This is a genomic window from Streptomyces sp. NPDC058295, from assembly GCF_042880655.1.
Lineage (GTDB): Bacteria > Actinomycetota > Actinomycetes > Streptomycetales > Streptomycetaceae > Streptomyces > Streptomyces coriariae.
This window is the reverse complement of record NZ_JBHVYO010000024.1, coordinates 115,954-131,186: the sequence shown is the minus strand read 5'-3', so window position 1 is coordinate 131,186 and position 15,233 is coordinate 115,954. Positions and strand designations below refer to the sequence as shown.

Here is a 15,233-nt window from a genome sequence, read left to right as displayed (position 1 = left end):
ACACACGTGACTGAGATCGAGATCGGGCGCGGCAAGCGCGGCCGCCGGGCGTACGCCTTCGACGACATCGCCGTCGTCCCCAGCCGCCGTACGCGGGACCCGAAGGAGGTCTCGATCGCCTGGCAGATCGACGCCTACCGGTTCGAGCTGCCCTTCCTGGCCGCCCCCATGGACTCGGTCGTCTCCCCGGCCACCGCCATCCGCATCGGCGAGCTGGGCGGCCTCGGCGTCCTCAACCTCGAGGGTTTGTGGACCCGGCACGAGGACCCGCAGCCGCTGCTCGACGAGGTCGTCGAGCTGGACGCGGAGACCGCGACCCGCCGCCTCCAGGAGATCTACGCGGCTCCCATCAAGGAGGAGCTGATCGGGCAGCGCATCAAGGAGGTGCGCGACTCGGGCGTGGTCACCGCGGCGGCGCTGTCCCCGCAGCGCACGGCCCAGTTCTCCAAGGCCGTCGTGGACGCGGGCGTGGACATCTTCGTCATCCGCGGCACGACCGTGTCGGCGGAGCACGTCTCCGGTTCGCACGAGCCGCTGAACCTGAAGCAGTTCATCTACGAGCTCGACGTCCCCGTGATCGTCGGCGGCTGTGCCACCTACACGGCGGCTCTGCACCTGATGCGCACGGGCGCGGCGGGCGTCCTGGTCGGCTTCGGCGGCGGCGCGGCGCACACCACGCGCAACGTGCTGGGCATCCAGGTCCCGATGGCGACGGCGGTCGCGGACGTGGCGGCGGCCCGCCGTGACTACATGGACGAGTCCGGCGGCCGGTACGTGCACGTGATCGCGGACGGCGGCGTCGGCTGGTCCGGCGACCTGGCCAAGGCGATCGCCTGCGGCGCCGACTCGGTGATGATGGGCTCGCCGCTCGCGCGCGCGACCGACGCGCCGGGCCGTGGTCACCACTGGGGCATGGAGGCCGTCAACGAGGAGCTGCCGCGCGGGCAGAAGGTCGACCTCGGCACGGTGGGCACCATCGAGGAGGTCCTCACGGGCCCCTCGCACAAGCCCGACGGCTCGATGAACCTCTTCGGCGCCCTGCGCCGCGCCATGGCCACCACCGGCTACAGCGAGCTGAAGGAGTTCCAGCGCGTCGAGGTGACGGTCGCGGACTCGGTGCACCGGCGGTAGGCGCGCTTTTCCGTAGGACAGGACGTCGGCAGGGGCCGGTCATCTCACTCGGGTGAGGTGACCGGCCCCTTTCGCATGTCTCGTTCCCATGCCCGCGTGGGACGGGGCGGGTGGCGCGGGACGGGGGCGCGCGGTTGCGTTCGGGAGCGGAAGTGGGCTGGTCAGGGGGGTCGCGGACAGTAGCGTCCGGGTCGGCGCCCCAGTTGTGTGGGGTGCCCCCTTCCAGGGACATCGTTCCGGACCCCGGCCCTCGGGGCCCGGCCCGAACTCCTGAACGTGTCGTCCACCGGGTCATGGGCGGCGTCGTGGAAGGGGGCGCCCATGGGACGCCACCGAAAGCCCACCCGCTGGGACCGACTCCGTCTCGGACGGTGCAGTGCCGGAGAAGGTGGATCTTGCGTCTTTTCGGTTGGTGAGCGGCCGCCCCCAAGCACAGTAGGGGCGGACACTCCGTGATCCATCCTGGAGCCTGCCGCAGTGACCGCTGCGGTGGGCTCCGCCTGTTCCGTACGTTACCGGCGGGCAGTGGCGCACGCCACCAGTCCCCGGAGCCCGAGGCGGCCGTGTGCGCCCCGGCTCACAACCGGTGCGCCGCCCCCGTGGGGGTGGCCCCCCGCGTGTCCAGCAGCAGCTGTGCCTTCACCGACAGGCCCTGGAGGTCGTACGTCCGGTGCTGCTGCAGGAGGATCGTCAGGTCGGCGTCGGCGGCGGCCTCGTAGAGGGAGTCGGCGCGCGGCACCGGGCGGTCCAGGACGCTCCAGGACGGGACGTGCGGGTCGTTGTAGCTGACGGCCGCGCCGAGCTCCATCAGGCGGACCGCGATCTCGCGCGCGGGGGTGTTCTGCTGGTCGGCGAGGTCGGGCTTGTAGGTGACGCCGAGCAGCAGCACGCGTGCTCCCCGTGCCGACTTGCCGTGCTCGTTGAGGAGGGCGGCGGCGCGCTGGACGACGTAGCGGGGCATGCGGTTGTTGACCTGCTGGGCCAGTTCGACCAGGCGCAGCGGGCTGCCCGGGTGGCCGGTGCGGTCCAGGGCGACGGAGTGGCCGCCGACCCCGGGGCCGGGGCGGAAGGCCTCGAAGCCGAAGGGCTTGGTCTCCGCGCAGCGGACGACGTCCCACAGGTCGACGCCCAGGTCGTGGCAGAGGACGGCCATCTCGTTGACGAGGGCGATGTTGACGTGCCGGAAGTTGGTCTCCAGGAGCTGCACGGTCTCGGCCTCCCGCAGGCCACGCGCGCGTACCACCTTGTCGGTGAGACGGCCGTAGAAGGCGGCGGCGGACTCGGTGCAGGCGGGGGTGAGGCCGCCGATGACCTTCGGGGTGTTGGCCGGGTTGAAGGCGCGGCTGCCGGGGTCGACCCGGCTGGGGGAGTAGGCGAGGTGGAAGTCGCGTCCCGCGCGGAGGCCGGAGGTCTCCTCCAGCAGCGGCCGCAGAAAGTCCTCCGTGGCCCCGGGGTACACGGGCGACTCGAGGATCACGGTGGTGTGCGGGCGCAGGTGTCCGGCGAGGGTGCGGGCGGCCGTCTCCAGCTGGCTCAGGTCGAGTCCGCCGTCCGCGTCGCGCGGAGTGGGGGCGCAGATGACGGCGGTGCGTACCCGGCCCAGCTCCGCGGGGTTGGTGGCGGGCCGGAAGCCTCCCGAGAGCATCCGGCGCAGTTCGGCGGGGCTGAGGGAGCCGGCCTCGGGGCCGGTGCGGTAGCCGATGGTGGGGATTCCGGCGGCCACGGCGGCCTGGGCCAGGGGCAGGCCGAACGGGCCGAGTCCGATGACGGCGAGATCTGCGGGCATGGCGTATGCCGTCCTTCCCAGTAACCGAGGTGGGACAGGTGCGCAAGCCCGGTGGACAGAGTGGACGAGCGCAATGTCAGACTAGGAGTAAATATGACCGTTATGTGGGATTGATCGACTGTGTTGGTCGGCTGTGTCGACCGGCCTGCTCGGGCAGTGTGCCGACCGGCGTGACCGGCTGTGACCGGCCGTGTCGTCCGCTGCGTGTTCGGCCGTGTTCTCCGGAAGGCCGGTTCGGGTTCCGTGAGAGTTGTCCACAGGCTGGGGGCGAGTGGTGGCTGAAGCCGGGCATCACGGTCAGAATTTGGGCATGAGGGAAACGGACCGGATCTCGCCCTGAGGGTGCGGCCGGCGCGACCTACAGCGGGAGGCAGTGGTGAGGACAGCGACACTGGGGCCGGCACAGCGAGCCGAGTCACTGGCAGCCATGGCCGAGCGAGAGCTGGACGTGCTGGTGGTGGGAGCCGGTGTGGTCGGTGCGGGCACCGCCCTGGACGCCGTGACGCGCGGTCTGTCCACGGGGCTGGTCGAGGCGCGCGACTGGGCGTCGGGCACGTCGAGCCGGTCGAGCAAGCTGATCCACGGTGGCCTGCGCTATCTGGAGATGCTCGACTTCGCGCTCGTACGGGAGGCGCTGAAGGAGCGCGGGCTGCTGCTGGAGCGGCTCGCTCCGCACCTCGTGAAGCCCGTGCCCTTCCTGTACCCGCTCCAGCACAAGGGCTGGGAACGCTGGTACGCCGGTTCGGGCGTCGCGCTCTACGACGCGATGTCCATGGCCCGCGGGCACGGCCGGGGCCTGCCGACGCACCGCCATCTGACCCGCGGTCACGCCCTGCGGGTCGCCCCCGCCTTGAAGAAGGACGCGCTGGTCGGCGCGCTGCAGTACTACGACGCCCAGATGGACGACGCCCGCTTCGTCGCCACCCTCGTACGTACGGCCGTGGCCTACGGGGCCCAGGCTGCCAACCGCGCGCGGGTGACGGGCTTCCTCCGCGAGGGCGAACGTGTCGTCGGCGCGCGGGTGCAGGACCTCGAGGGCGGCGGCGAGTACGAGATCCGCGCCCGGCAGGTCGTCAACGCCACGGGTGTGTGGACCGACGACACCCAGGCGATGGTGGGGGAGCGCGGGCAGTTCCACGTCCGCGCGTCCAAGGGCATCCATCTCGTCGTGCCGAGGGACCGGATCAGTTCGTCCACCGGTCTGATCCTGCGCACCGAGAAGTCCGTGCTGTTCGTCATCCCGTGGGGTCGGCACTGGATCATCGGCACCACCGACACCGACTGGGACCTCGACAAGGCCCACCCGGCCGCCTCCAGCGCGGACATCGACTATCTGCTGGAGCATGTGAACTCGGTCCTGCGGGTGCCGCTGACCCGCGACGACGTCGAGGGCGTGTACGCCGGGCTGCGGCCGCTGCTGGCCGGCGAGTCCGACGCCACCAGCAAGCTGTCGCGGGAGCACACTGTCGCGCATCCGGTGCCGGGACTGGTGGTCGTGGCGGGCGGCAAGTACACGACGTACCGGGTGATGGCGAAGGACGCCGTCGATGAGGCGGTGCGCGGGCTCGACCAACGGGTCGCCGACTGCGTCACGGAGGACGTGCCGCTGATAGGCGCGGAGGGCTACCGGGCGCTGTGGAACGCGCGGGCGCGGATCGCCGCGCGGACCGGACTGCACGTGGTGCGGGTGGAGCATCTGCTGAACCGCTTCGGGGCGATGGCGGAGGAGGTGCTGGATCTCATCGCCGCCGACCCGACGCTGGGCGAGCCGCTCCAGGCCGCCGACGACTATCTGCGCGCCGAGATCGTCTATGCCGCCTCGCACGAGGGAGCACGGCACCTGGACGACGTCCTGACGCGCCGCACCCGCATCTCCATCGAGACCTTCGACCGCGGCACGCGCAGCGCCCGCGAGGCCGCCGAGCTGATGGCGCCGGTCCTCGGCTGGGACAAGGACCACATCGAGCGCGAGGTCCAGCACTACGAGAAGCGGGTGGAGGCCGAGCGCGAGTCCCAGCGCCAGCCCGACGACCTGACGGCGGACGCGGCGCGCCTGGGAGCACCGGACATCGTGCAGCTCTGACGTTCCGTTCCCTTCGCTGCCCGGGTCCGGGTCCGGGTCCGGGTCCGGTCTGGTCCCCGTCCGTCCGGTCCCCGTCCGGGTCCGGGCCGGTCCTCGTCCGGGTCCTGCTCGGCAGGGTCCGGCCGGGTTCGGCTTTCGCGTGGTCGTTTCACTCGAACGGGTGTAGCGATCCGGGATCTCCGTTCGGCACCGGCTCGTTCTACGCATTGCGAGGGCAGAACTCGGCGGCGAGCAGGGCCGGTTCGAGGGCGGGGTCTGCGATCGCCGTCGTGTTCACCCGAAACGTGAGGACACGCCGACCGTCGACGGTGGCCGCGGTGCGCACGTAGCTGCCGGAGATCCGGCCGTTGTGTCCCCACACCGTGACGCCGCACGGGAGCTTCGCGGGGAACAGGCCCATGCCGTACGAGCCGTGTGCGGTACGGGTGTCGAGCATCTCGCGCAGCCGGCGCGGGGGCAGCAGTTCGCCGCCGAGCAGCGCCGCGTAGAAGCGGTCCAGGTCGGTGAGTGTGGTCACCAGTTCGCCCGCGGCCCCGGCCACCCGCGGGTCGAGCGCGGTGACATCGGTCCCGTCCGGGTTGTAGGCGCGGCCGTGCGGGGAGGGCAGAGAGGTGCGGGAGCCGGGGAAGGAGGTGCCCGTCAGGCGCAGGGGAGCGATGATCCGCCGCTCCGCCTCCGTGGCGTACGAGCGGCCGGTGACCTGCTCGACCACCAGGCCGAGCAGGACGTAGTTGGTGTTGGAGTAGGCGAAGCGGCCGCGGTCGGCCGGAGGGTGGGTGACAGCGATACGAACGGCTTGCAGCGGGAGCACGGGGACGGTGCCTTCGGTGTCCCGGGTGAAGTCGTACAGGCCACTGGTGTGGGTGAGCAGGGAACGCAGGGTCAGCGCGCGCCCGTCGTTGCCCGCCCCGCGCACCAGGCCCGGCAGGTGCGACTCCACCGTGTCGGACAGCGACAGCCTTCGCTCGGCGGCCAGTTGGAGCACGACGGTCGCGAGGAAGGTCTTGGTGATACTGCCGGCCCGGAAGTGATCGGACCGGGAGACGCCCGGGCCCGCCTCCGCGTAGCGGGTACCGCTCTCCTCGCGGGCCAGCAGGGCGGCGGCGGGCGCCTTGCCCCGGGTGAGGAGCAGCGGGAGGAGGAAGTCCGTGGGGGGAACGGGGGTCGCCCGTGAGCCGGTCGGGAACAGGCCGAGGAGTGCGAGGGACAGGGGTACGGCCACCATGCTCCGTAGCGGTCGCATCACGGCTCCTCCCTTCTCCCCTTCTCTCCCGGCAGGCTCATCATCCAGGGCCGGTCGCGCCTCACTTCATCCGGTCCCCGACCGACGAAAGGGGCTCGTGGGGGCTCCGTGGCCGGAGCGTGCTGCACCTTCTGGCCGGAATGCACCGCTCCTGAGTGCGGCCGAGAGGGGATGAGGGGCACCCTGGGCGTCGGGCACTTGTCGGGTGAGGGACAATGGAGGCTCTGTCAGGGCGGGTTGCATGAGGGGACGCATGTCGGAGGCGGAGCGGGCGGGAGCATCCCGTCAGGACAAGAGCGCACGTCTCCTCGCCGGGCGGTACCGGCTGGGAGACGTACTCGGCCGCGGCGGCATGGGGACGGTGTGGCGCGCCGAGGACGAGACCCTCGGACGCACGGTCGCCGTCAAGGAGCTGCGGTTCCCGGGGAACATCGACGAGGACGAGAAGCGCCGGCTGATCACGCGGACGTTGCGCGAGGCCAAGGCCATCGCGCGGATCCGCAACAACAGCGCGGTGACGGTCTTCGACGTGGTCGAGGAGGACGACCGGCCGTGGATCGTGATGGAACTCGTCGAGGGCAAGTCGCTCGCCGAGGTCATCCGTGAGGACGGCGTGCTGGAGCCGAAGCGTGCGGCGGAGGTCGGGCTGGCCATCCTCGACGTGCTGCGTTCGGCGCACCGCGAGGGCATCCTGCACCGTGACGTGAAGCCGTCGAACGTGCTGATCGCCGAGGACGGCCGGGTCGTGCTCACCGACTTCGGTATCGCGCAGGTCGAGGGCGACCCGTCGATCACCTCCACCGGCATGCTCGTGGGCGCGCCCTCGTACATCTCCCCGGAGCGGGCCCGCGGTCACAAGCCGGGCCCGGCGGCCGACCTGTGGTCACTCGGCGGTCTGCTGTACGCGGCGGTCGAGGGCTCGCCCCCGTACGACAAGGGTTCGGCGATCGCCACGCTCACCGCGGTGATGACCGAGCAGTTGGAGGAGCCGAAGAACGCGGGTCCGCTGAAGGACGTCATCTACGGCCTGCTCACCAAGGATCCCGCGCGGCGGCTCGACGACGCCGGTGCGCGGGCGATGTTCAACGCGGTGCTGCACGCGCCCGAGCCGCGGCACGCCGAGCCGGCGGACGCGACGAAGGTCGTGCCGTTGCCGGCGCTGCCGGACGCCGCCGGAGGCAGGGGGAGTTCGGCGGGCGCCGAGGCGGGCGAGAAGCTGCGCGGCGCGTTCCGCTCGGTGCGCAAGGCCGCCGTGGCGGCGGGCGCCGCGACCTCGGCGGCCGCGGCCCGCGCCAAGTCGGCGAACGGCACGACTGCGTCCGGTTCCGTGGGCGCGCCCGAGACGCGGCAGAGCGGTGCGCCGCAGGGTGGTGCGGGCCGGGGTGCCGGGGCCGCCGCTTCCGCCGCCGCTCCGTCCGCCGCCGCGCCCGCGGCCCAGGTCTCCCGGGCCGCGACGGGTTCGGCGCCGGCCTCGGCGCCCAGGCCGACGTCCGGGCCGGCGTCCAGGCCGGTGTCCGGTGCGACGCAGGCGTCGCCATCCGTTCCGGCGGCGCGTTCCGGTTCGGGTGCAGGTGCAGGCAGCGGCGCGGGGGCTGGTGCTGAGTCCGGGGGTATTGGCGGGGGTGCCGGGCGGAGTTCCGGGTGGCCCGTGATGACGCCGCCGGATCTGCCGCCTCGGTCCGTGCCCAGGGCACCGCTGACCGATGTGGTGCCCAAGCGGACGCTGGTGATCATCGCCGTCGTCGTGGCGCTCGCGGTGCTCGGTACCGTGCTGGCCCTCACCCTCGGTGGTGACGACGACACCACAGGCGGCGCGAAGGGCGGCGGTGGTTCCGGGGCCGTCGTGGCGAGCGGGAGCGCGAGCGCCGACACCAAGGAGGACGAGGACAGCGGGACCCGTACGGGCGGATCGTCGTCCTCGGAGTCCGCCGCGTCCTCCGGTTCCGCGTCGGGCGACACCTCCGCGGCCGGGGGCGCCGGGTCCGGCGTCACCGCGTCCGGGGACAGCAAGACCACGACACACAAGGGCGGTCAGGGGTACTCGATCGGGCTGCCCAAGGGGTGGAAGTACCGGTCCTCGGACTCCGCGGGCGACCGTTTCACCGGGCCCGACGGACAGAAGCTGCTCGTCGCCTGGACGACCACGCCCAAGGGTGATCCGGTCGCCGACTGGAAGAACCAGGAGGGCGGCATGACGCGCTCGCAGTACAAGAGGATCCAAATAGCGGCGGTGGACTACCGGGGCTGGAACACGGCCGACTGGGAGTTCACCTACACGGACGACGGGACGGCGTACCGCACCATCGACCGCGGGTTCGTCGTGAACGACAGCCTCGGGTACGCGCTGATGTACACGGCCAAGTCCGCCGCATGGGGTACCGACCTGCGGCAGGCGACCTGGACGACGTTGACGGAGACGTTCACGCCCAAGAAGTAGCGGCCGCCGAGTGGCCGTGTTCGGGCGCGAGATCTGGCATCCCCTCTTTGCGAGTTGCCTCCGGCACGTATCGTGAGTGCTTGCGGACCGTACGCATCCAGCTATGCGGCCGGATACGGCTGTAACGGAACGCAACACGAACGGAATTGACCGACCGGGCGGCCGGGGGAGGCAACGTGGACGACTACGCGGGTCGGGTACTCGTCGACCGCTACCGCCTGCCGCTGCCGCCGTCCGACGAGTACGAACTCACCGAGACACGCGCCTTCGACACCTACAGCGGGCAGGAAGTCCTGGTCCGCCAGGTGCCGTTGCCGGAGGTGGTCGAGGCCGAGGTGCTCGACGCGGAGGGGCTGCCCGAGGGGTTCACGGCGCGCGAACGCGGGGCACGGGGACCGAGGCCCCGGGGCGTGGGCGCGGGTGAGGGAACACGACGGCCCGCCGACCCCGTCGTCCGGCGTGCCATGGAGGCGGCGCAGGCCACGGCGAGCATTCCCGACCATCCGCGGCTCGACCAGGTCTTCGACGTGTTCGCCGAGGGCGGCTCGCTGTGGATAGTGAGTGAACTGGTGGCCGCACGGCCGCTGTCGGCGCTGCTCGCCGAGAAGCCCCTGACGCCTTACCGCGCGGCCGAGGTCGCCTCCGACGTGCTCATGGCGCTGCGGGTGCTGCACGCCCACGGCTGGGTGCACCGGAACATCACCGCGCGCACGGTCCTCGTCTGCGACGACGGGCGGGTCATGCTGACCGGCCTGGCGGTCGGCGCGGCGGAAGAGGCGCTGTGCGGGTACGACCCGGTGCCGGCACCGGACGCGGCGGAGCGTGAGCGGGGCGCTGCGGGCCGGGGGAACGGAGACGCGGGCGGCCACGGCGGGAGCGTCGTCGGGCCCCGGACCTCCGCGACCCAGCCCCGGCAGGGACAGGACGGACCGGGCGCTCTCGGCGGCCCGGGTGGCCCCGCGGGCCCCGGTGGCTCGGGCGGCTTCGGTGGTTTCGCCGGTTCCGTCGGGGTCGGCCCCGGTGGAGGCGGGCCCGGTGCCGGTGCGGTCGACCCCGAGGCCGCTCGGCGGGCCGCCATAGAGGCGCGGGCGTCCGGCGCGTTGCCGGTGCCGGCGGCGGAGCCGTCCGGTGGCGGCGGGGCGTCCGGGGCGGTGGCCCGCAGGGCGCCCGTGGAGACCGGCGGGGACATTCGGGCCGCGCGTGCCGGGGCGATCGCCGCGTACCGCGCCGGAGCGCGGGCGGCGGCCCGGGTGCAGGAGTCCCAGGAGGCGCAGCAGAACGGACGGGCGGCCCTGCCCGGCGCCCGTACCCCGGGCGACGACGGCCACGGGACCCCGACAGGCAATCCCCCCGCGCAGATCGCCGACCCCTACGGCGTCTCGGGCGCTCCCGTGCCCGGCCCCGCCGGATACGGCCAGGGCCGGCCCGCTCACCTGCACACCGCCGGTCCGGGTCCCGGTCCCGGCGGCGCGCCGTACGCCGCCCCCGCGACGTCGCACTCTTCGCTCACGCCCGTCCCTGGTGCTCAGGTGCCCGCACAGGGCCAGGGCCAGGGGCCTTCGGGTGAGGTGCGGGGCGGAGCCCGGTGGGACGAGCTGGTGGCCGGGACGCCCGGGAGCGTGCCCCGGCGCGGGCCCGCCACCGCGTTGGCCGCCGAGCGGGCGCGTCAGGCACGGATGGCCGTGGTCGGGCCGGTCACCGAACGGTGGGCGCCCGAGCAGGCCGGGCCGGTGCACGAGAACTGGCAGCTGGCCGCGCCGATCGGGCCCGCGACGGACCTGTGGGCGCTGGGCGCGCTGCTCTTCCGGGCCGTGCAGGGGCATGCGCCCTACCCGGAGGAGTCGACGGCCGAGCTGGTGCAGATGGTGTGCGCCGAGCCGCCGGCCTTCGCCGAGGAGTGCGGACCGCTCAGGCCGGTCGTGGAGTCGCTGCTGCGCCAGGACCCGACCGAGCGCCTCGGCTTCGAGGAACTGCGGGGCTGGCTGCGCTCGCTGGTGCGGTCCGCGCCGGAGCCGGAGGCGGGCACGTATGTCGTCGCCGCGCCGCCGACCGATCCGCGCCGGCTGCCGATCGTCCGCCGCCGGGGCGAACTGGTGCGCAGACGCCGTGCCGGTCTGCCCGCCACCCACGGGCGGCACAAACGCGGAAGGCAGGAGACGAGCGGTTCGCCCCGCAGCCTGGGCCGCACCCTGCTGGTGCTGATCCTGCTCCTGCTGGCCGGGGCGATCGCGTACGCCCTGATGTTCATGCCCAAGGCGGACGAGGAGGGCGCGGCCGGTACGGACGGCTCCCAGCGGACCGGGGCCACCGGGGCACCGGGCGGCCAGGCTCCCGAGGCGAGCAGCGAACCCCGGCCCGACCAGACCTCGCCGGGCACCGGAACCTCCCCCTCCGCCGCGTCCTCGGGAGCGGAGGCCACCCAGACGCAGACCGGCGGTTCCGGGGCGAAGGCCGCCGACGGGTTCACCGTCCGCGCGGACGACGCCGGCTTCCGGGTCGCCGTGGCCAACGGCTGGGACCGCACCCCGAAGAACGGGCGCGGCCAGGTCGTGTACACGCACGGCGACTTCGAGCTGATCGTCGTACCCGGCCGCGACAGCGCGGCGTCGAACGGCAGCGACCCGATGGTCTACCAGCGGGAGAAGGAGAGCGAGCTCCAGCCGTACCGTGACTCCAGCTGGGCGACGGCGTCCGGGCTGCGCACGACGACGGTGGGCGCTCGGACCATGGCCGAGGGGCAGTTCACCTGGACCGGCGGCGACGGGCGGGCGCTGTACGTCCGCAATGTCGCGATCCTCATCTCGGGGCGGTATCACATCGTGCAGGTCAGGGGCCCGGAGGCCGAGCGGGACGAGGTCACCCGGCTGTTCGAGCAGGCGTCGGCCACCTACCAGTACACCGGCTGAGCGCTCGTCCGGCCCCGCCCGGTTCCGTTCGGTTCCCCGCAGGCCGGGGAAGCGACAACCGTCACATTGCTGTCACCTTGGCACCCTGCTGGTTCCCCGGAAGCTGCCCGGTCCATAGGCTTGCGCTGTCAAGAGCATTGCGGGGCAACGTGAATCAGATGCAGGGCCTGCTCCTGGCGGGTCGCTACCGGCTCGCCGACGCCATCGGGAGCGGCGGTATGGGCCGGGTGTGGCGTGCGCACGACGAGCTGCTCCACCGGGCCGTCGCCATCAAGGAGTTGACGGCGGCGCTCTATGTCGCGGAGGGCGACCAGGCCGTTCTGTTGGCGCGGACCAGGGCGGAGGCCCGCGCGGCCGCGCGGATCAACCACTCCGCCGTGGTCACCGTGCACGATGTGCTCGAGCATGACGGCCGGCCGTGGATCGTGATGGAACTGGTCGAGGGCCGCTCGCTGGCCGACGCCGTCAAAGAGGACGGGCGGGTCGAGCCCACCGAGGCGGCCCGGATCGGTCTGTGGGTGCTGCGCGCCCTGCGCGCCGCGCACTCCGCCGGCGTCCTGCACCGTGACGTCAAGCCCGGCAACGTGCTGCTCTCGCACGACGGTCGCGTCCTCCTCACCGACTTCGGCATCGCCCAGATCGAGGGCGACAGCACCATCACCCGGACCGGGGAGGTGGTCGGCTCGGTCGACTACCTGGCCCCCGAGCGGGTGCGCGGTCAGGACCCCGGCCCGTCCTCCGACCTGTGGGCGCTGGGCGCGACGCTGTACACGGCGGTCGAGGGGCGGTCGCCGTTCCGGCGCACCTCGCCGCTGACCACGCTTCAGGCCGTCGTCGAGGAGGAGGCCGCCGACCCCCGGTACGCCGGCCCGCTCGGCCCGGTCATCACGGCCTTGCTGCGCAAGGACCCGGCCACCCGTCCCGACACCGCCGAGACCGAGCAACTCCTCGCGGAGGCGGCCGAGGGCCGGCGCCCCAGCGCGGCACAGGCGTACGTGCCGACGCAGTACGGCGGGCCCGACCGCACTGCCGGGGGTCATCACTCCGGGGCGCACCCGCTGTCCCACCCGACGGCAGGCACCGCGTACGTTCCGGTGGCGCCGGACGCGGCGACACCCGTTCCCGGTCACCCCGTGACCGCCGCGACCGCCGTGGGGCCGACGGGCATCGGCCCGGGCCCGGACACCCGGCAGTCCGAGCCGCCCCGGCGCCGTCGTCGTGTGCTGGCGCTCGTGGTCGTCCTCGCCGCGCTGGTCGGCGGGGGTACGGCCGTGGCGTGGCAGAAGTTCGACGAGGGGCGGCAGGACACCGGCGGGTCCGCGACGGCGTCCACCTCGCCGAGCCCGAGCACCCCCGCCGGGACGAGCACCTCCGGCGAACAGGGCGCCGACTCCTGGGAGGAGGTCAACGACCCGCTGGGCTTCGGGCTCTCGCTCCCCAAGGGCTGGGAGCGGGTGGTGTACCAGGACGACGGCGACCTCAAGCAGATCGACTACACGCCCGACGGCGGCGAGCACTTCCTCCGCATCGCCCTGGACAAGTCCCCCGACTTCAGCGACCCGTACGCGCACCAGGTCGATCTCGAACTGCAGCTCAAGCGGTTGGTCGCCTACAACCGGGTCACCCTGGAGAAGAACGTCTACCGGGACCGGGAGGGCTCCGAGTGGGAGTACACCTGGACCGCGCTGGCCAAGGACACGGAGTTCCCCGGGCCGCGCCGCGCGATCGAGGAGACGTACGTGTCCCGCGACGGCACCGAGTACGCGATCTACATGTCCTCGCCCGCCGAGGACTGGACCGAGGCGGCCAAGCAGTTCAAATCCGTACTGCAGAGCTGGCGGGAGCCGACTTCGTAGGGTTCCGCCCGTCCCGGTAGTTGGCCGGACGGCGCCCCGGAGGCGTGACGTCCGGTGGGGCATGATGAGCCCATGGGGACCGAGGGGGACGGGGACGCCGTACGGGTCATCGCGGGCCGTTACCGGCTGGACGCGAGACTCGGGCGCGGAGGCATGGGGGTCGTGTGGGGCGCCACCGACCAGCTGCTCGGACGGCGTGTCGCCGTCAAGGAGCTGACCCAGGACGACACGCTCTCCGACGACGAGGCGCGGGGCCGCCGCGACCGGACACTGCGCGAGGCCCGCGCGGTGGCCCAGCTGAGCCACCCGCACATCATCGTCGTGCACGACGTCGTCGAGGACGGCGAACGTCCTTACATCGTCATGGAGTTGATCGACGGCGGCTCGCTCGCCGACCGGATCGCCGCGCGGGGGCCGATCGAGCCGGCCGAGGCGGCCCGCATCGGCATCGCCCTGCTCGGGGCCCTGCGCGCCGCGCACGCGGCCGGGGTCCTGCACCGGGACATCAAGCCCGCCAACGTCCTGCTCGAACGCGACAGCGACCGCGTCGTCCTCACCGACTTCGGTATCGCGCAGGTCGCGGGCGCCACCACGCTCACCGAGACCGGGTCGTTCGTCGGCTCGCCCGAGTACACCGCGCCGGAGCGGATGTCCGGGACGCGGACCGGCGCGGAAGCCGACCTGTGGTCGCTGGGCGCGCTGCTGTGCACCGCGCTGAGCGGCGAATCCCCCTTCCGCCGCGACTCGTTGGGCGGCATCCTGCACGCCGTCGTCTTCGCCGAGATCCGGACACCCGCGCAGGCCGAACCGCTGCTGCCTGTCGTGCGGGGGCTGCTCGAACGCGATCCGGACCGGCGACTGGACGCCGAGGAGGCGGAGCGGCTGCTGCGCGCCTACCTGGACACCGGGCGGACGCCGACGCCGGTGTCGTCGCGGTACACGCCGACCCAGGAGGACCTGCCCCGGCCACGGTGGGAGGCACCGGCCAGGGAGCGTTCCACGCGGGGTGTGCTCGTGGCCGCGCTGCTGGTCGCCGCGATGGCGGGGGCGGGGGTGTCGGCGGCGGCGCTGCTGCTGAACGGTGACGGCGACGGCGGGCGCACACCCACGAGTTCGGCGCCGGGGTTCTCGGCGAGCGGCTCGGTGAGCGCCACGCCCACCGGGGCCTCCTCGGCCACCCGTTCCCCGTCCGTTGCCACCCCGTCCTCCCGGCCCTCCCGGCCGGCCGCGTCCTCCACGGCCGGCTCCGCTTCCCCCGCCTCGGACGACCGTCCCGGTACCCCCACCGCCCCCTCCGGCTACCGCGTGGCGGTGGATCCCGCCGGGTTCTCGCTCGCCGTGCCGGAGGACTTCACCCGCGTACCGCAGGGCGAGCGGGTCTTCTACATGTCCCCCGGGCAGGTCTTCCGGCTCGGCATCAAGGTCGCCGCCGCACCACCCGGCGGTCCGTCCGCCGTGATGGAGTCGGCCGCCGCCCAGGGCCCGGACACCAACCCGGGTTACCACGACGGCCGGGTCACCGAGACCAGCCACGGCGGGCGCCCCGCCGCCCTGTGGGAGTTCACCTGGAACGGTTTCAGCGCGGCGGAGGGGCCCCGGCACACGTACGACCTGTGCTGGGAGGAGGGCGGGCTGCTGTACGACGTGTGGGTGTCGGCGCCGGTCGGGAAGGTGCGGGAGGCGCGGGAGTACTTCGACGTCGCGGTCGACACGTTCGCCGTATCGACCTAAACGGGAAATAAGGAACGTTGTGCGTCACGGGTCTGTGACCGGTGGACGCCGCCGGTGGAT

At 73.1% G+C, this 15,233-nt stretch carries 8 protein-coding genes; 6 read left to right on the top strand and 2 right to left on the bottom strand.

What is annotated here, in order from left to right; translation table 11 throughout:
- Positions 1-6: 6 nt before the first annotated feature.
- Positions 7-1,131: a GuaB3 family IMP dehydrogenase-related protein gene (locus ACFVYS_RS25320; RefSeq protein ID WP_389505463.1), complete on the top strand. Its 1,125-nt coding sequence runs from the start codon at positions 7-9 to the stop codon at positions 1,129-1,131.
- 577 nt (positions 1,132-1,708) lie between these two features.
- On the opposite strand, the gene ACFVYS_RS25315 is transcribed toward ACFVYS_RS25320, so the two are convergent.
- A complete protein-coding gene (locus ACFVYS_RS25315; RefSeq protein WP_389505461.1) occupies positions 1,709-2,917 on the bottom strand; it encodes a nucleotide sugar dehydrogenase in 1,209 nt (402 codons plus the stop codon).
- Between the two features lie 376 nt (positions 2,918-3,293).
- On the opposite strand from ACFVYS_RS25315, the gene ACFVYS_RS25310 reads away from it, so the two are divergent.
- Entirely contained in the window at positions 3,294-5,000 is a 1,707-nt protein-coding gene (locus ACFVYS_RS25310; RefSeq protein ID WP_389505459.1) for a glycerol-3-phosphate dehydrogenase/oxidase, read from the top strand.
- A 199-nt stretch (positions 5,001-5,199) separates the two neighbouring features.
- On the opposite strand, the gene ACFVYS_RS25305 is transcribed toward ACFVYS_RS25310, so the two are convergent.
- Positions 5,200-6,243 (bottom strand): serine hydrolase domain-containing protein, encoded by a 1,044-nt coding sequence (locus tag ACFVYS_RS25305; protein WP_389505457.1) that lies wholly within the window; start codon positions 6,241-6,243, stop codon positions 5,200-5,202.
- Positions 6,244-6,496: 253 nt separating this feature from the next.
- Between ACFVYS_RS25305 and ACFVYS_RS25300 the strand changes: the two genes are divergently transcribed.
- The 4 genes from ACFVYS_RS25300 to ACFVYS_RS25285 all read left to right on the top strand — a co-directional run bounded on the left by ACFVYS_RS25300 (position 6,497) and on the right by ACFVYS_RS25285 (position 15,173).
- Complete coding sequence (locus ACFVYS_RS25300) at positions 6,497-8,680, top strand: serine/threonine-protein kinase (RefSeq protein WP_389505455.1); 2,184 nt, start codon at positions 6,497-6,499, stop codon at positions 8,678-8,680.
- 176 nt (positions 8,681-8,856) lie between these two features.
- Positions 8,857-11,586 carry a protein kinase gene (locus tag ACFVYS_RS25295; RefSeq protein ID WP_389505453.1) on the top strand — a complete coding sequence of 910 codons (2,730 nt, stop codon included), beginning with the start codon at positions 8,857-8,859 and terminating at the stop codon, positions 11,584-11,586.
- 158 nt (positions 11,587-11,744) lie between these two features.
- Positions 11,745-13,442: a serine/threonine-protein kinase gene (locus ACFVYS_RS25290; RefSeq protein ID WP_389505451.1), complete on the top strand. Its 1,698-nt coding sequence runs from the start codon at positions 11,745-11,747 to the stop codon at positions 13,440-13,442.
- A 72-nt stretch (positions 13,443-13,514) separates the two neighbouring features.
- Positions 13,515-15,173, top strand: a complete 1,659-nt coding sequence (locus ACFVYS_RS25285) for a serine/threonine-protein kinase (protein ID WP_389505449.1) — start codon at positions 13,515-13,517, stop codon at positions 15,171-15,173.
- The last annotated feature ends 60 nt before the right edge of the window (positions 15,174-15,233 follow it).

What these genes read in the sequence shown, in the direction of transcription:
- ACFVYS_RS25315 (WP_389505461.1), bottom strand. Translation starts at nt 2,917, where the DNA reads ATGCCCGCAGATCTCGCCGTCATCGGACTCGGCCCGTTCGGCCTGCCC.
- ACFVYS_RS25305 (WP_389505457.1), bottom strand. Translation starts at nt 6,243, where the DNA reads ATGCGACCGCTACGGAGCATGGTGGCCGTACCCCTGTCCCTCGCACTC.
- ACFVYS_RS25300 (WP_389505455.1), top strand. Translation starts at nt 6,497, where the DNA reads ATGTCGGAGGCGGAGCGGGCGGGAGCATCCCGTCAGGACAAGAGCGCA.
- ACFVYS_RS25290 (WP_389505451.1), top strand. Translation starts at nt 11,745, where the DNA reads ATGCAGGGCCTGCTCCTGGCGGGTCGCTACCGGCTCGCCGACGCCATC.
- ACFVYS_RS25285 (WP_389505449.1), top strand. Translation starts at nt 13,515, where the DNA reads ATGGGGACCGAGGGGGACGGGGACGCCGTACGGGTCATCGCGGGCCGT.